The 16,587-nt window shown below is 65.7% G+C and carries 11 protein-coding genes and 1 riboswitch; of the genes, 6 read left to right on the forward strand and 5 right to left on the reverse strand.

What is annotated here, in order from left to right; translation table 11 throughout:
- Positions 1-98: 98 nt before the first annotated feature.
- The 3 genes from ACPYOD_RS17680 to ACPYOD_RS17690 form a co-directional block, all read right to left on the reverse strand.
- Positions 99-2,558, reverse strand: coding sequence for a glucose/quinate/shikimate family membrane-bound PQQ-dependent dehydrogenase (locus ACPYOD_RS17680; RefSeq protein WP_481303024.1), 2,460 nt, complete (start codon positions 2,556-2,558; stop codon positions 99-101).
- Between the two features lie 127 nt (positions 2,559-2,685).
- Positions 2,686-4,374, reverse strand: a complete 1,689-nt coding sequence (locus ACPYOD_RS17685; RefSeq protein WP_481303025.1) for a methyl-accepting chemotaxis protein — start codon at positions 4,372-4,374, stop codon at positions 2,686-2,688.
- A 72-nt stretch (positions 4,375-4,446) separates the two neighbouring features.
- Positions 4,447-6,999: a family 78 glycoside hydrolase catalytic domain gene (locus ACPYOD_RS17690; RefSeq protein WP_481303026.1), complete on the reverse strand. Its 2,553-nt coding sequence runs from the start codon at positions 6,997-6,999 to the stop codon at positions 4,447-4,449.
- 117 nt (positions 7,000-7,116) lie between these two features.
- On the opposite strand from ACPYOD_RS17690, the gene ACPYOD_RS17695 reads away from it, so the two are divergent.
- Positions 7,117-7,542 carry a DUF2501 domain-containing protein gene (locus ACPYOD_RS17695; RefSeq protein WP_481303027.1) on the forward strand — a complete coding sequence of 142 codons (426 nt, stop codon included), beginning with the start codon at positions 7,117-7,119 and terminating at the stop codon, positions 7,540-7,542.
- Positions 7,543-7,621: 79 nt separating this feature from the next.
- Positions 7,622-8,530: an SDR family oxidoreductase gene (locus tag ACPYOD_RS17700; protein WP_481303028.1), complete on the forward strand. Its 909-nt coding sequence runs from the start codon at positions 7,622-7,624 to the stop codon at positions 8,528-8,530.
- 113 nt (positions 8,531-8,643) lie between these two features.
- Here ACPYOD_RS17700 and ACPYOD_RS17705 read toward each other — a convergent pair whose 3' ends face one another.
- On the reverse strand, positions 8,644-9,519 hold the full coding sequence (locus tag ACPYOD_RS17705) for an EamA family transporter (RefSeq protein ID WP_481303029.1): 876 nt from the start codon (positions 9,517-9,519) through the stop codon (positions 8,644-8,646).
- A 200-nt stretch (positions 9,520-9,719) separates the two neighbouring features.
- Entirely contained in the window at positions 9,720-11,339 is a 1,620-nt protein-coding gene (locus tag ACPYOD_RS17710) for a response regulator (protein ID WP_481303030.1), read from the reverse strand.
- A 163-nt stretch (positions 11,340-11,502) separates the two neighbouring features.
- Positions 11,503-11,712, forward strand: a riboswitch (cobalamin riboswitch).
- A gap of 152 nt (positions 11,713-11,864) precedes the next feature.
- Between ACPYOD_RS17710 and ACPYOD_RS17715 the strand changes: the two genes are divergently transcribed.
- The 4 genes from ACPYOD_RS17715 to ACPYOD_RS17730 all read left to right on the forward strand — a co-directional run bounded on the left by ACPYOD_RS17715 (position 11,865) and on the right by ACPYOD_RS17730 (position 16,583).
- Positions 11,865-14,384: a ribonucleoside-diphosphate reductase subunit alpha gene (locus ACPYOD_RS17715; protein WP_481303031.1), complete on the forward strand. Its 2,520-nt coding sequence runs from the start codon at positions 11,865-11,867 to the stop codon at positions 14,382-14,384.
- Between the two features lie 137 nt (positions 14,385-14,521).
- Positions 14,522-15,550, forward strand: coding sequence for a ribonucleotide-diphosphate reductase subunit beta (locus ACPYOD_RS17720; RefSeq protein ID WP_481303032.1), 1,029 nt, complete (start codon positions 14,522-14,524; stop codon positions 15,548-15,550).
- Between the two features lie 20 nt (positions 15,551-15,570).
- The gene (locus ACPYOD_RS17725; RefSeq protein WP_481303033.1) at positions 15,571-15,978 is read left to right on the forward strand and encodes an acyl-CoA thioesterase; all 408 of its coding nucleotides are present in this window, start codon (positions 15,571-15,573) and stop codon (positions 15,976-15,978) included.
- A gap of 155 nt (positions 15,979-16,133) precedes the next feature.
- Positions 16,134-16,583: a MerR family transcriptional regulator gene (locus tag ACPYOD_RS17730; protein ID WP_481303034.1), complete on the forward strand. Its 450-nt coding sequence runs from the start codon at positions 16,134-16,136 to the stop codon at positions 16,581-16,583.
- Positions 16,584-16,587: the final 4 nt, after the last annotated feature.

Below are 16,587 nucleotides of genomic sequence, written 5' to 3' on the forward strand. Positions count from 1 at the left end.
GGGGGGGGGGGGGGGGGGGCCCCCCCCCCCTCGGGGGGCCCCCAGGGGCCCCGCCCCCCCCGCCCCCCCCCCCACCCCGCGCCCCCCCCGACACCCGGTTATTTCGGCAGCGCGTAGACGACGACCCAGTCGCCGAGCTTCGTGCCCAGCGAGCCGTGTCCTCCCGCGCTCACCAATAGATACTGGCGTCCCGAGCGGTCGGCATACGTCATCGGCGTAGCCTGGCCACCGGCGGGCAGGCGGGCCTCCCATAGCTTGCGACCGGTGCGCACATCGTAGCCGCGGATGTAATAGTCCAGCGTGCCGGAGAGGAACGTAACCCCGCCGGCCGTGGTCACCATGCCGCCCATGCTCGGCACGCCGAGGGGCATCGGGATGGGCAGCGGCGCGCTGTCGACGATCGTGCCGTTCTTGTGCCGCCACATCGTCTTACCAGTGCGCAGGTCGACGCCCGCGACATAGCCCCACGGTGGCGCCTGGCATGGAATACCCAGCGGCGAGAGGAACGGCTTCAGTTCGATGCCATAGGGAATGCCCTTGGCCATCTTCACGCCTTCGGTTTCGCTCTTGGCCGGGCCCAGCTCCATCTTCGCCAGCTTCTCCTTGGGGATGAGGCGCGACTGGAACGCCATGTAGCTGGGATTTAGAAGCAGGAGCTGCCGCGCCGGGTCGACCGATACGCCGCCCCAGTCGAAGACGCCGAAGTTACCGGGGAATACCAGCGAACCCTGCTCGGAAGGCGGGGTGAACATGCCGTCGTAGCGCAGGGAGCGGAAGCGCACACGACACCACAACTGGTCGAGCGGCGTCGTGCCCCACATGTCCTTCTCGCGCAGGTCGGACGGCGCAAGGTTGAGATCCGACTGCGGCTGCGTGGGCGACGTGTGGTCGCCCGGCACGGCGCCCTGCGGTCGCGGCACCTCGCGGATAGGAACGATCGGCGTACCGTCGCGGCGGTCGAGCACGTAGATGCTGCCTTGCTTGGTGGAAGCGAGCAGCGCCGGTTTCATCCCGTCGGCGGTCTGCATGTCCATCAAGGTCGGCTGTCCGCCGATGTCCATGTCCCAGAGATCGTGGTGCGTGAACTGGTAGTTCCACTTGACCTTGCCCGTGGCGATGTCGAGGGCCACGATGCCGGCACCGTACTTTTCCGAGGTGGGCGTGCGGCCCGCGGCGTACTGGTCCGGCGTCTGGTTGCCCATCGGCAGGTACACCATGCCGAGGTCTTCGTCGACGCTGAAGAGCGACCAGACGTTCGGCGAGTTGCGCGTGTAGGTAGCGCCGGGGGCGATCGGCTCGGTGGCGTCGGGATTGCCTGCGTCCCAGTTCCAGACAAGGTGACCGTCGTGCACGTCGAACGCTCGGACCACGCCGGAGGGCTCGTTCGTCGATTCGTTGTCGGTGACGTGCCCGCTGATGATGACCAGGTTCTTCGTGGCCGCGGGCGGCGACGTCGAGTAATACCCGCCGGGGGTGAAAGGTCCGAGGTTCGCGCGGAGGTCCACCGTGCCGTGGTTGCCGAAGTCGTCGCAGGGTTTCCCCGAGTCCGCGTCGAGGGCGATCAGCCGTGCGTCCGCCGTCGGAAGGAACAGCCTGCGTGGACAGGTCGCGGACAGCGACGACGACGCTGGCAATGACGCCGTGGATGCTGCCGTAGCGGGCGAACCCGTGGTCGTGGCCGGCGCGGGAATCGTCGCGTCGGCGTACTTCGCGTCGTCGTGGTACGAAACGCCGCGACAGGTCATGTGTTCCCAGTGCTTGAAGCCCACCGGGCTCTGGATCCTGGGATCGAACTCCCAGCGCTTCTGGCCCGTCGCCGCATCCAGTGCGATCACCTTGCTGTGCGGCGTGCACAGGTAAAGCGTGTCGCCTACTTTAAGCGGCGTGTTTTCCAGCGTTGTCTCGGTCGGATCGTCCGGCCCCGGCATGTCCCCCGTGCGGAACGTCCAGGCCACCTGCAACTGGCCGACATTGGCCGGCGTAATCTGCTTCAGCGGCGAATAGCGCTGACCGTACGCCGAGCCACCGTAGTCGGTCCAGTCGCCATCCGGCTGCCATGTCCTGTCGCCCTGCGGGCCGGAGACCTCGGTCATCGGCAGCTCGCCGGCGAGATCGGGCTCGGCGTGCAGCGCACCGGCGATGCCGACAATCGCCACCACGAGCAGGGAGAAGGCAAGGAAGCCACCTCCCGTGCGCCGCGAGGTCTCGTACAGGCTGTCGCGATTGAGCCCGCGCCGGGGCCAAGGCAAGAGCAGCCACAAACCAAGTGCGAACCAGACGTCGAGGCGTGGCAGCAACTGCCACCAGTCGAGATGCGCCTCCCAGACCGACCATGCCGCCGTGGCCAGCAGGAACAGGCCATAGATGGGTACGGCCACGCGCAGGCGGAACAACAAGAGCGCGGCAACCACCAGGATGACGGCGCCGGCGACGAGGTAGTACACCGAGCCGCCCAGGTTCACCAGCTTGATGCCGCCGAGCAGCGTCGCGGCACCGACCAGCGCGAAAATGCACGCAGTGAGCAACGTCGCCGGATGGTGTTTCCTTGCGCGTTTCACGATGGCCTCCCAGATGCGGCACGGGCTTCCCGTATCCGCTTAGGGTGAACACGCCATCGTGAAACCGGGGTGGACGAGGCCCGTCGGCCGGCAACGAAACAGGTTGCCGGCTAGCGGTGAGGAACCCTTACGCGAATTCGGTCCAGGCATCGGCACCCGCGGTTTCACGGCCGTCGGCGGAACGCTGCCCGAACTTCAAGTCGTGCTCGCTCCGTTCGGACGCCGTGCGCTCCTGGCGTACCTTTCCGTCGTGGTCCACGGTGAAGAACGCCACGTGTTCGTGCAGCGACGCCGCCTGGTCCTGCATCGACTTCGCTGCGGCGGCGGCTTCTTCCACCAGCGCCGCATTTTCTTGCGTCACCTGGTCGATCTGCGCGATGGCGAGGTTGACCTGGTCGACGCCCGACGATTGCTCCGCACTGGCGGCGGCGATTTCCGCGACGATGTCGGTCACCTTCTTCACGCTGTCGACGATATCGCGCAAGGCGAGCGACGATTGCTGGACGAGAGCCGTGCCGGCGTCGACGCGCTCGCCGCTTTCGGCGATCAGCCCCTTGATTTCACGCGATGCCGCAGCGCTGGACTGGGCCAGCCGGCGGACTTCCGCCGCGACCACGGCGAACCCGCGGCCCTGCTCGCCGGCGCGTGCCGCTTCGACGGCCGCGTTGAGTGCAAGCAGGTTGGTCTGGAAGGCGATGTCGTCGATGAGACCGACGATGTCGCCGATGCGGCGGCTGGAATCGCCGATCTGGTGCATCGCTTCCATCGCCTGGGACACTACGGCGCCACCCTTCTCCGCTTCCCCGCGCGCATGCCGCGACAGGCGATCGGCCGCCATGGCGTTGTCGGCGTTCTGCCGCACCGTGGCCGTCATTTCTTCCATCGAGGCCGCGGTCTCTTCCAGGCTCGACGCCTGTTCCTGCGTTCGCTGCGACAGGTCGTCGTTGCCGCGCGCGATTTCGCCCGAGGTGGTGGAGACGACGTGCGCGCCTTCCTGCACCTCGGTGACGATCGACGCCAGCGTGCCGCGCATGCGCTCGAGCGCGCCGAGCAGGCTTTCCGGCGCATAGGCCGCCGCGTCGGTGCGAAGATCGCCGCCGGCGATGCGCCCGGCGATTTCCACCGCGTCGGTCGGTTCGCCACCCACCGTGGCGCGGATGCTGCTCATCGAGAACCACACGATGAAGAGTGCCAGCAGGGCGATGAGGCCCGACTTCAGTAGATTCGCTTTCAGCTGCGCTTCGAAGTTCGCGTCGATATCCTGGAAGTACGCGCCCGAAACGAAGTGCAGGTCCCAGGGCTTGTACCAGGTGGAGTAGCTGATCTTGTCGCGCAGCTCTTTCGTCTTCGGCATGATCTGGGTGTAACGCGTCATGCCGTGGCCATCCTTGCTGTCGGCGGCGAGCATGGCTTCGTAATGATGGAAGCCCTTGCCATCGACGTCGTTACGGATGTCCTTGCCGACATCGCTATGGCGCAGCGGATGCATGCGCATCTTGAGATCCGAATCGAACGAGAAGACATAACCCGAGCCATCGGCCCAGCGCATCGCTTCGATGTCCCGGAGCGCAGCGGCCTTCGCGTTGTCCATGCTCATCTCGCCCTTTTCAGCACGTGCGCGAAAGCTTTCGGCGATGGCCGAGGCCGCCGTCACATGCTGGGCCAGTGATTCTTCAAGCTGTTGCATCTGCACCTGCCGGCTTTCCAAGCCGGCCATGATCGTCTGAGCTGCCAGGCCCACCACGACCACCGTCATGACCATCCACACGCGCGTATTGAGCCGCGTGCGTCCAAACCAGTTCGTTACCGCCGACATTGCCATCACCCTCGTGTTACCCCGTGATGACTGTAGCGGCCGGAATCGGTAAGACTTTACGAAGCGCCCGTTTCAATGTGTGAAGAGCGAGTGCCGGCCAGACCCCAGGGTCCGTGGTGGCATGCCCGGCAGGACCACCACGGCCTCGGCACCCATCGGGACGACGACCTCCGCCGTCACCTTTCCCGCCGAGGCTCGCCATGCCACCGACGCTTCGCCATATGGGGTCATGACGGCCGCCGAGGCATGGTCGAGGAACGCGGTGAAAGCAGGCCGCACCTCGAACCGGCGCCAGCCGGGTTCCAGCGGGCGCAGCCCTGCCACATCGCCATAAAGCCAGTCGTCGATCGTGCCGAGGAAGTAGTGCCCCCTGGACCGGGAGGCCAGCTTCCAATGTTCCCAAAGGCTGGTGGCGCCGTTCGCCCGCCAGAATCCCCAGCTCGGAAACGTCGTCTGGGTCGCGATGGCCCAGGCTTCGGCGGCATGACCCGTGCCGGTGAGTACCGGCAGGATGACCTTCGTCGCGAGCGCGCCGGTGTCCAGGTGATCGCCCCGGGCCTTCACATCCGCCGCGACGCCGGCCGCCACCTTGTCCACGAGGTCGGTCGGCACGAGGCCGAAGGCGAGGGCCAGGAGGTTGTGCGCCTGCCGATAGCCCTTGTCGCCCTCGCCGCGGTAGCGGCCCGCGGCACGATCGAGGAAACGCGCATTGAATGCGTTGCGCACCGCGTCCGCGCGTTCGTCGAACCACGCTGCGCGCACGGGGTTATCGACAAGCCGCAACATGTCGGCCGTTCGACGCTGCATGCCGTACAGATATGCCGTCGCGGCGACGCGCTTGTCCTCGGGAGCATTCTCTCCGGCCGGATCGGTTTCCGGACTCACCCAATCGCCGAGCTCGGTGTCGGCGATGCCGTCCGGCGAGCGCGCATCTTCCATCGCCACGTAACGCTCGATGCCCGCGATGTGTTCCTCGATCGGCTGCCTGTCTCCGGTCGACATCCATAGCGACCATGGAATGAAGACGTAGGCAGCGTGCCAGGTCGGCGCGCGGGCGTTCCCCCACCCCGGGTTCGGCGCGATCAACAACGGTGCGCCATCGGCGTTACGCGCATCCGCGATGTCGCGCACCCACTTCGCGAACAGGCGCCCGGCGTCGAAGTTGCGCAGGAACATGTCGGCACCGAGCATGCCGTCGCCCGTCCAGCCGTTCTTCTCGTACATCGGCGTGTCGGTCGGAATGCCGTAGAGATTGTTGAGCATGGTGTCCACGGCGGCGGTGTGGATCCAGTCGAGCAACGCGTTCGAGCTGTCGAAGTGCCCGGTGACGGCCACATCCGTATGCACTACCTGCGCCGTCACCGCCGTGAGCGGCGGCTTGCCGCCGGGCCAGCCTTGCACCTGCACGTAGCGGAAGCCCTTGTACGAGAAACGCGGATGCCAGCGCAGCGGGCCGCCCGCCAAGGTAAGACGATCGGTCTGGAATCCGTCCTTGAAGTAGTGGTGTTCGTCGCGTGCGTCCACGGTGCCGTCGGGCAGCAGTTTCTCGCCGTAGGTGGCGACGATCGTGCTGCCTGCGGGGCCGTCGACGTCGAAGGTGGCCCAGCCCGCTATCACGCGCGGGAAGGCGAACACGTAAACGCCTGGACGCGGCTCGCTCACCGACGTGGCGGCGAGCGATGCCACGACACGGATCGGCTGCTCGGTCTGTGCCACCGGTTTTCCACGCGGAGCGGGAAGTTCCGTGGCCGCTTTCCATGCCTGCGGCGTCGACAGCCTTGCATCGTAGGTTTCGCCACCGTAGAGATCGTCGCGACGCGTCGGACCGTCTGCCAGCTGCCAGCTGGTGTCGCTGCCGATGGCCTGCGTGCGGCCATCCGCATACTGGATGCGTAGCAAGGCGCGCATCCTCGGACGACCATGCCATGGCGCGCGTTCCCAGTGCCACACGTTGCGGTTCGTGAGCCCGTAGAACCCGCGCCCCAGCTCGGCCGCCAGAACATGTTCGCCGGCGGCGAGCTTCACCTCGGTGGCGACCGTTTCAACGCGCTTGTCGTAGTCGGTGAACCCCGGCGACAGCACCGCGTCGCTCGTGGGCTTGCCATCGATGGATACGTCGGCGTAACCGCCGGCCGTGACGTAGAGCATCGCCCGTGTCACCGCGCCGTCCACGCGGAACGACTTGCGCAACAGGGGCGCGGGCAGCGAATCGTCGTCCTTCCCTATCCAGCGTGCCACCCGCCATCCGGCGTCGTCGAGCGCGGTGTCGAAGCGCGACGAGGTGGTGGCTTCGCCGGCGGACGTCCGCACGTCCGTTCGCCACTCGTAGCGTTCGCCCGGTTGCAAGGCCGGGCCACCGTAGACGATGCCGAAGGAACGCGCGCTGTCGATCGGGCCGCTGTCCCATACGATGTCGCCTCGCCGCGACACGACGACGCGATAACCGGTTTGCACCGTGCCATTCGTGTCGCTGTGCACGATCCACGAGAACCGTGGCCGGGCCACGTCGACGTAGGTCGGCGCGTCGGCGTGTTCCACACGCGGGTTATCAATGGTGACGGCCGCGCTGGCGAACGCCGGATAGAAACAGAACGCGGCAGTGAGAGCGAGACGATATGCGATCAACGGAGCGGCCCGGGCTTCGGCATGAATCCCGAGGATAACCGGCGCCAGGGCACTTTCTTACATTGTGCTAACGCATGAGGGTTTATGCCTTCCGGACCTCGAACCTGGAGCCACGTCATGAAGACCTTCCACGCCGGCATAGCCCTCGCCATTGCCGTGACCGTCACGCCCGCCCCAGCCGCCCAGCTGGACAGCCTCAAGGGATTGATGGGCGGTGGCGGCACGTCGCTCACCTCCGGAACGGCGGGCAACGCCGCGGGCATCCTCCAGTACTGCATGACGAACAACTACCTGGGTGGCGACGCCGCAGGCGTGAAAGACGGACTGCTGGGCAGCCTCGGCGCCAAGTCGCGGACGGTCGGCACCCAGGACCCCGGCTACCGCGACGGGGCGAAGGGCCTGCTGAAATCCTCCAGCGGCAAGACCCTCGACATCTCCGGTGCCGAGGCGGGGAACAACGGCGACATCAAGGCCCAGCTCACCCGCAAGGTGTGCGACGCGGTGCTCAAGCAGGGCAAGAAGATGATCGGCATGGGCCAATGACATGACGTGACGTGGACGGCGCATGGACGCGCCGCCCCGTAAACAGGAAGGCCTCATCCCCCGACGTGAGACCTTCCCCATGGCCAACGCCGCAAGCAAAGACCCCTATGCCATGCGCGATCCGCGCACGCAGTATCCGCAGCCCGAATTCGCCAAGCAGCCGCAGCCGGCGCCCGGTCTGGCGAAGGAAATGGTGCCGAAGCCCGACCACGGCGAAACCAGCTATCGCGGCAATGGCCGCCTCAACGGCCGCAAGGCGCTGGTGACCGGTGGCGACTCCGGCATCGGCCGCGCGGCCGCGATCGCCTTCGCCCGCGAAGGCGCCGACGTGGTCATCAATTACCTGCCTTCGGAACAGAAGGATGCCGACGAGGTGATCGCCCTGCTGAAGGGTGAAGGTTGCAAGATCGTCGGTCTTCCCGGCGACCTGAAGGACGAGGCCTTCTGCAAGGACCTGGTGGCGAAGACGGTGAAGGAACTCGGCGGCCTCGACATCCTCGCGAACGTGGCCGGGCGCCAGCAGTTCGCGAAGTCCATTGAGGAACTCGACAGCGAATCGTTCGAAGCGACCTTCCGCACCAACGTCTTCGCGTTGTTCTGGCTGAGTAAGGCGGCCCTGCCGCATATGCCGCCGGGCGCCGCCATCGTGAACACTGCCTCCATCCAGGCGTACGAACCGTCGGACATCCTGCTGGACTACGCCCCGACCAAGGCGGCCATCGTGGCATTCACGAAATCCCTGGCGAAACAGGTGGCCGGTAAAGGCATTCGCGTGAACGCCGTGGCCCCGGGGCCGGTATGGACGCCGCTGCAACCGAGCGGCGGCCAGCCGCAGGACAAGGTGGTGGAATTCGGCAAGAACGTGCCGCTGGGACGACCCGGCCAACCGGTGGAATGCGCGCCGGTGTACGTGTTGCTGGCGAGCCAGGAGGCGAGCTTCATCACCGGCGAGACATATGGCGTGACAGGCGGCCATATGCTTCCTTGAACCCTTGTGAGAACCCCCTATGCCGGCGATCCTGCAGCGAGCCCGTCACCTCGCCGCGGGTCGCCATCGCCGCTGCAGCGCCTCCCACATCACAAGGAAATCGACTCTTGCCATCAAGCGCCCGGACGCCACAGGCGAGGTCCCAGCACGAAAACCATAACCCCGGCGAGCATCGTCACAATGCCTGCCCAGACAATGACACCGAAGCGCTCATCAAAGATAAGGCACGACGTCACGATGCCGGAGACCGGGACGATGAGCGATAGCGGTGCCACCTGGGCCGCGGGGTACGTCTTCATCAGGTCATTCCAGACCTTGTAGCCGAACACGGTGGTGACGTATGCCTGGAACAACACCGATCCCGCTGCCCGCAAGCTCACTCCATCCATCAACCCTACGAAGGGTGCGGATCCCTGCTGGATCCAGGTGAGCAGGAACAGCGCCGGTGCCGAGAACACGCTCGACCAGGCAATGAAGGCCAGCATGTCGGCAGGCTTGTGCCGCTTCACGATCAGGTTGCAGGCACTCCAGCTGAGCGCGGCGAGAAGCACCAGCGCGACGCCGAGCGTCGTGGACTTCCCCTGGGTGAAGCCGATCACGAGCATCAGGCCGCCGCCCGCCAACCCCATACCCATCCATTGCGGCGCACGGATGCGCTCGCGCAGCAGCAGCGCGCTGAGAATCACGGTAAAGAACGCGCTGAACTGCAACACCAGGGACGACAGCCCCGGTGAGAGCCCTTTGGACATCGCAACGTTGACGACCCACCACAGCCCGACGCCGAACAGGACGCCGTATGTCGCCAGAACCTTGACCGAAACATCGCGCGGTCTGCGGAGAAAGAAGATCAATGGGAGCGCCGTGAAAGTGAAGCGTAACCCCGTGAGAAGAAATGGATCGAGGTCACGAAGCCCCACTTCTATCACGGAGAAATTGCTTCCCCATATCACCGTAACCAATATCCCCAGCAGCAGATGGCCAACCTTCATATTGCGGCTTCCGCCGAACCTCCCGTTCAGATCGGAAGCAAAGCTAGGTTGCCATTCGCATGAGCGATATAAGACTCGTCCGAAAAATGATGCGTTGAGACCTAAAAGGTGATCTGCATCACGATGTGCTCCACCGGATGGAAGCACGACGGGATGGATAGATTGCGTCGCCGTCGAAGCGGCTCACAAAGGTTCGCGGGCTAGCGACGGGCGATCCGGCCGATGGCGTCCATCAGGTCCATCACGCCATAGGGCTTCACGATGATTGCCGTGCGTTCGTCGGGCCGCACGCCATTCGCCATGTGATCGCCGGTGGCGTAGAGGACAGGGAGGTCCGGCTGCGCCTCGCGCAGCTTCTCCGCTACGTCCACGCCGTTCATTCCGGGCAGGCCCACGTCGGCCAGGAGCACGTCGATCTGCTGCGCTTCGTGCAGGCGCAACGCCTCTTTGCCATCGGCCGCCTCGAAGGCCACATGGCCACGGCTCTCCAGCATTTCGCTGATCGACATGCGGATCAGGGTGTCGTCTTCCACGACCAGCACGCGCAACGGGCGTGCCGCCGGCGGCCCGGGAACCGCGGCCATGACGCTGGCGGTTTTCCGGGCTTTCTCGGCGAGCACGTGGCGAATGCGGCGGGCGAGCTGGTCGCGGGTGTATGGCTTGCTCAGCAATTCAACACCTTCGTCCAGACGGCCGCCGTGGACGATGGCGTTCTCGGTGTATCCCGAGGTGAAGAGCACGGCGATACCCGGTTGACGCTCGACGGCCTTGCGGGCCAGTTCCGGGCTGCGCAGGGAACCGGGCATCACCACGTCGGTGAAGAGCACATCGATGGCGATGCCGCTCTCGATGATCGACAGCGCGCTGGCCGCGTCGCGCGCCTTCAACACGCGGTAACCGAGGTCGCCGAGCATGCTGACCACGGTGTCGCGGACGGCGTCGTCGTCCTCCACCACCAGCACGGTTTCGTCGCCGCCGCGAAGGTCTTCTTCCTCGATGTCGACGATACGATCTTCGCTCTGCACCGACCGCGGCAGGTACAGCTTCACGGTGGTGCCGTGGCCCGGCTCGCTGTAGATCTTCACGTGGCCGCCGGATTGCTTCACGAAGCCGTAGACCATGGACAGGCCCAGGCCGGTCCCCCGGCCTTCGGGCTTCGTCGTGAAGAACGGCTCGAATACCTGGTCGATGATCTCCGGCGGGATGCCGCCTCCGGTATCGGTGACCGCGATCATGACGTACTGGCCGGGCCGGAGGTCGCCGTGCGCGGAAGCATAGGTGGTGTCGAGCAGGGCGTTGCCCGCCTCGATGGTGAGCTTGCCCCGGCCTTCCATCGCGTCGCGCGCGTTGATGGCGAGGTTCAGCAGCGCGTTCTCCACATTGCTGGTGTCCACGAGCGTGTTCCACAGCCCGCCGGCGATCACCGTTTCCACCTCGATCTCTTCGCCGAGGGTGCGGCGCAGCAGATCGTCCATCTCGCGCACGAAGCGCCCGATGTTCACCACCTTGGGTGCCAGGGGCTGCCGGCGTCCGAAGGCCAGCAGCTGGGCCGCGAGCTTCGACCCGCGGGCCACGCCGGCCATGGCGTTGGCGAGGCGCCGTTCGGCGCGGGGATTCCCCGCCACGTCTGCGGCAAGCAACTGGAGGTTGCCGCTGATGACCTGTAGCAGGTTGTTGAAATCGTGAGCCACGCCACCGGTGAGCTTGCCGATGGCGTCCATCTTCTGCGCCTGGCGCAACTGGTCCTGGGTGAATCCCGCGCCGAATTCGACGATCTCGTCGCCCTTCGTGGCGGATTGCTCGGTGGATGGTGGCAGCATCGGCCTCGGGGATGGTGTCCGGAAGGACACGAATTCTATCGTCGGAAGGATGCCCCCTTGGTGTAGACGGCCTTCACGAATAGCCGCCGGGGATCTGTTGCGCTGCCGATCAGCCACTTGCGACGAATCACTACATATGGCGTTGACCGCACCCCCGGGGACCTATATCGTGTGTCCCGCTGGTGTCCGGAGAGGCGCGACTGCCCGTCGGACTTAATAGGGAATCCGGTGTGAATCCGGAACTGCCCCGCAGCGGTAAGTGGAAACGACCCCGTTCAATGCACTGGCCCTCCGCGGCTGGGAAGCGACGGGTAGGCAAGGCCTCCGGGCCCCGTCCACGAGTCCGAAGACCTGCCAGCAGTCGGTGCCTTGTCGGTGCCGATTGCAGTGACGGCTTCCGCGGGGAGGCGCGTCGCGGACCGGAGCCGCCTTGCGCGCTCCGTCCCGGCCCGTCCCGTGTCGCCGCCGCTTCGAGCCCCGTCCGAGGGAACGGGAGTTTGAACCTGGCCCTGGGGCACGCCACACATGACCACGATGGATTCCGCAGCGCACGAGCGCACCGCGACGGCCGACGCCGTCGCCACCCCCACCGCAACCGCAACCGCGACCAACGGGAAGCCTCCCGTCGCCGGCTACCGTAGCGACCCGCCGCCGGCCTTCGCCCTCACGCCCCCGCACAATCCGGGCCAGATGCGCGTGACCAAGCGTAACGGCGGGCATGAGATCGTCGACGTGAACAAGATCGTGCGCGCGGTGACGCGCAGCGCCGACGGGCTCTACGCCGTCGACCCGATGCGCGTGGCACTCAAGACGATCGGCGGACTCTACGACGGCGCCACCACGCAGGAACTGGACCAGCTGTCCATCCGCACCGCCGCCGCGCTCACCGCCGAAGAGCCCGAATACGGCCAGCTCGCCGCGCGCCTGCTCGCCGCCTTCATCGACAAGGAGGTGTCGGGGCAGGACATCCAGTCCTTCTCGCAGTCGATCGCGACCGGCTTCGAGCTAGGCATCCTCAACGACCGCCTGCGCGACTTCGTGCAAGTGAACGCGCGCAAGCTCAACGACGCCATTGATACCCACGCGTCGCGCCGCTTCGAGTACTTCGGGCTGCGCACGGTGTACGACCGTTACCTGCTTCGCCATCCGACGAAGCGCTTCGTGATCGAGACGCCGCAGTACTTCTTCATGCGCATCGCCTGCGCCCTCGGCGGCAACGACGTCGCCGAAACGCTGGAGCTGTACCGCATGCTCTCGTCGCTGGAGTACCTGGCCAGCTCGCCGACGCTGTTCAATGCCGGTACCGCGCACGAGCAGTTGTCGTCGTGCTTCCTCCTCGACTCGCCGCAGGACGCGCTCGAGTCGATCTACGCGAAATACGGCGACGTGGCCCAGCTGTCGAAGTTCGCCGGCGGCATCGGGCTGGCCTATTCGCGCATCCGTTCGCGCGGTTCGCTCATCAAGGGCACCAACGGGCATTCCAACGGGCTGGTACCGTGGCTGAAGACGCTCGACGCCTCGGTGGCCGCGGTAAACCAGGGTGGCAAGCGCAAGGGTGCCGCCTGCGTGTACCTGGAGTCCTGGCACGCCGATATCGAGGAGTTCCTGGAACTGCGCGAGAACACCGGCGACGACGCCCGCCGCACGCACAACCTCAACCTGGCCAACTGGGTACCGGACCTGTTCATGCGCCGCGTCGAAGCGGACGGCGACTGGTCGCTGTTCGATCCGAAGATCGTGCCGCACTTCGTGGACACCTGGGGCCCCGCGTTCGATGCCGCCTACGAGAAGGCGGAAGCGGACGGACTGGCCGCCAAGACCATCAAGGCGCGCGAACTCTATGCGCGCATGCTGCGGTCGCTGGCCCAGACCGGCAACGGCTGGATGACTTTCAAGGATCGCTCCAACGCCACCAGCAACCAGACGGCGCTGCCGCATAACGTGATCCACCTGTCGAACCTGTGCACCGAGATTCTCGAGGTCACCAACGAGAACGAGACGGCGGTGTGCAACCTCGGCTCGATCAATCTCGCCCGGCACGTGGTGGACGGCCAGTTCGACTACGACAAGCTGGCAACGACCGTGCGCACCGCGGTGCGCCAGCTGAACCGCGTGATCGATCTCAACTTCTACCCGATCGCCACCGCGAAGACGGCGAACATGAAGTGGCGCCCGGTTGGCCTCGGCGTCATGGGCCTGCAGGACGTGTTCTTCAAGCTGCGCCTGCCCTTCGACTCGGACGAGGCGCGTGCCCTGTCGACCCGCATCGCGGAAGAGATCTACTTCCATGCGCTGTCGATGTCCAACGAGATCGCGGAGCGTGACGGTGCCCATCCCGGCTTCGACGAGAGCCGCGCCGCGAACGGCGAGTTGCAGTTCGACTACTGGCCTGCCGCCACGCCGACGGACAAGGACGGGCGCTGGGCGCAGCTGCGCGAGAAGGTCAAGGCGAAAGGCCTGCGCAACTCGCTGCTGATCGCCATCGCGCCCACGGCCACCATCGCGTCGATCGCCGGCTGCTACGAGTGCATCGAGCCGCAGGTGTCGAACCTGTTCAAGCGCGAGACGCTGTCGGGCGACTTCCTCGTGGTGAACCGCTACCTCGTGGAAGAGCTGAAGACGCTGGGCCTGTGGACGTCGGAGATCCGCGACCAGATCAAGCTGGCCGAGGGTTCGGTGCAGGGCATCCCGGCCATTCCGGCCGAGCTGCGCGCCGTTTATCGCACCACGTGGGAGCTCCCGCAGAAGGCACTGATCGACCTTGCCGCCGCGCGCGGTGCGTACATCGACCAGAGCCAGTCGCTCAACCTGTTCATGGAGAACCCGAACATCGGGCAGCTTTCGTCGATGTACATGTACGCCTGGAAGGCAGGCATCAAGACGACCTATTACCTGCGCTCGCGCCCGGCCACGCGCATCGCGAAGACCACGGTCAGTTCGTCGGCAGCTGTGCCGGCGGCACCGGTCGCCGATGCGCAGGAACAGGCCGAGGCGGCGGTGTTCTGCTCGCTGGAAAACCCCGAGTACTGCGAAGCCTGCCAGTAACAGGAAGAACACTGAAAAAGCAGACCTGTGGGAGCCGCTTCAGCGGCGACGGGTGCTCGCGGAAAGCGCGCCCGCTGCCGCGGGATCGCCGCTAAAGCGGCTCCCACAGCGCCATAGATACCTTCAAGAGGCACGCCATGTCCGCATCCCCCATCACCCGCGACACCCATATCCTCGACCCAGGCTTCGAACTGACGCTGCGGCCGATGAAGTATCCGCAGTTCTACGAGATGTACCGCGCCGCCATCCGCAATACGTGGACGGTGGAGGAAGTGGACTTCTCGCTGGACGTGACCGACCTCAAGGCGAAGATGTCCGACGCGGATCGTCACCTGATCCATCGGCTCGTTGCGTTCTTCGCCACGGGCGACACCATCGTGTCGAACAACCTGGTGCTGAACCTGTACCAGCACGTGAACTCGCCCGAGGCGCGGATGTTCCTGTCGCGCCAGCTGTACGAAGAAGCGTTGCACGTGCAGTTCTACCTCACGCTGCTCGACACCTATATTCCCGAGCCAGCGGAGCGGAACAAGGCGTTCGCAGCGATCGAGAGCATTCCGTCGATCCGCCAGAAGGGCGAGTTCTGCTTCAAGTGGATCGACTCGATCCAGAACCTCAACCGCCTGGAAACACGTGAGCACCGCCGCCAGTTCCTGCTCAACCTGATCTGCTTCGCCGCGTGCATCGAGGGCCTGTTCTTCTTCGCCGCCTTCGCCTACGTCTACTATCTGCGCTCGCGCGGGCTGCTGCATGGCCTGGCTTCCGGAACCAACTGGGTGTTCCGCGACGAATCCGGCCATATGGCGTTCGCTTTCGAGGTGGTGCGCACCGTGCGCGAGCAGGAGCCCGACCTGTTCGACGACGACATGCGCATGCAGGTGGAAGCCATGCTCGAAGACGCCATCGCCTGCGAGACGCAGTTCGCCCAGGACGTGCTGTCCGGCGGCGTGGCCGGCCTCTCCGTGGCCGACATGCGCCAGTACCTGGAGTACTGCGCCGACCAGCGCCTGGTGCAATTGGACATGCCGAAGAAGTACGGCGCGAAAAACCCGTTCGACTTCATGGACCTGCAGGACGTGCAGGAACTGACCAACTTCTTCGAGCGCCGCGTGTCCTCGTACCAGGTGGGCGTGCAGGGAGAGGTCGCGTTCGACCAGGCTTTCTGACGGGTAGAATGGAGCCCATCATGACCGAAGACGCCGCCATGCTCCCCATCGCCCGCCCGACCGAGGCCCGTGTCCTCGAGATCGTCTTCCCCGACCACACCAACCACCTCGGAACGCTGTTCGGCGGCCAGGCGCTGGCATGGATGGACAAGGCGGCGTTCCTCGCCGCCTCGCGCTATTCGCGCAAGGTGGTGGTCACGGCCCGCTCCGAGCAGGTGGACTTCCACGTGCCGGTCCGCAAGGGCCAGATGGTGGAACTGGTGGCTACCGTGGTCTCGGTGGGCCGCACGTCGATGAAGGTCGACGTCGCCATGTTCACGGAGGAACTCCTGACCGGTGCCCGCGAGCTCTGCACGCGCGGCACCTTCACGATGATCGCGCTGGACAACGACCTGAAGCCGACACCGGTGGATTCTGCCCTGCCATGACGCGCTTTATGTGGGAGCCGCTTCAGCGGCGATTCGTGCTCGCGGCAAACCGACCCGCTGCCGCGGGATCGCCGCTGAAGCGGCTCCCACAGGGATAGGTCATCTTTCTGGACGGGTGTTGACTTAGAGCGCACTCGAAGGCGTAGGCTTTCGAAATGCCCGAGTCCAAGACCATCGCCGAGGCCGCCCTCGCCACCGGCCTCACGACGCATACGCTGCGTTACTACGAGCAGATCGGCCTCATCGACCCCGTGCCGCGACGTGGCGGCCAGCGGGTCTATGGCGAGGCCGAGATGCGCTTCATCCAGTTCGTCCTGAAACTGCGCCGCACGGGGATGTCCATGCGCGACATCCAGGAATACGTGCGCCTGCGCCGCCTGGGCGAGACCCAGGAGAGCATCCGCGAACGCGGCGACCTGCTTGCCCGGCATGCCACGAACCTGCGTGAGCAGCTGGCAGAGCTGACCGAGACGATCGCCCGCCTCGACGAGAAGATTGCCCTCTATCGCTCGATCTACCCGGACACCCCTCTCCCTATCCCCGCCGAATCGCCCGTCGCGGCGACGCCGGCGAACACCCCCTCGAAACGAAGGAGACAGGCATGATCAC

The sequence above is a fragment of the Luteibacter sp. HAY1-4A genome (genome assembly GCF_056755355.1).

Coding starts and splice junctions, on each gene's coding strand:
- ACPYOD_RS17685 (WP_481303025.1), bottom strand. CDS start 4,374: ATGTCGGCGGTAACGAACTGGTTTGGACGCACGCGGCTCAATACGCGC.
- ACPYOD_RS17695 (WP_481303027.1), top strand. CDS start 7,117: ATGAAGACCTTCCACGCCGGCATAGCCCTCGCCATTGCCGTGACCGTC.
- ACPYOD_RS17700 (WP_481303028.1), top strand. CDS start 7,622: ATGGCCAACGCCGCAAGCAAAGACCCCTATGCCATGCGCGATCCGCGC.
- ACPYOD_RS17705 (WP_481303029.1), bottom strand. CDS start 9,519: ATGAAGGTTGGCCATCTGCTGCTGGGGATATTGGTTACGGTGATATGG.
- ACPYOD_RS17710 (WP_481303030.1), bottom strand. CDS start 11,339: ATGCTGCCACCATCCACCGAGCAATCCGCCACGAAGGGCGACGAGATC.
- ACPYOD_RS17715 (WP_481303031.1), top strand. CDS start 11,865: ATGACCACGATGGATTCCGCAGCGCACGAGCGCACCGCGACGGCCGAC.
- ACPYOD_RS17720 (WP_481303032.1), top strand. CDS start 14,522: ATGTCCGCATCCCCCATCACCCGCGACACCCATATCCTCGACCCAGGC.
- ACPYOD_RS17725 (WP_481303033.1), top strand. CDS start 15,571: ATGACCGAAGACGCCGCCATGCTCCCCATCGCCCGCCCGACCGAGGCC.
- ACPYOD_RS17730 (WP_481303034.1), top strand. CDS start 16,134: ATGCCCGAGTCCAAGACCATCGCCGAGGCCGCCCTCGCCACCGGCCTC.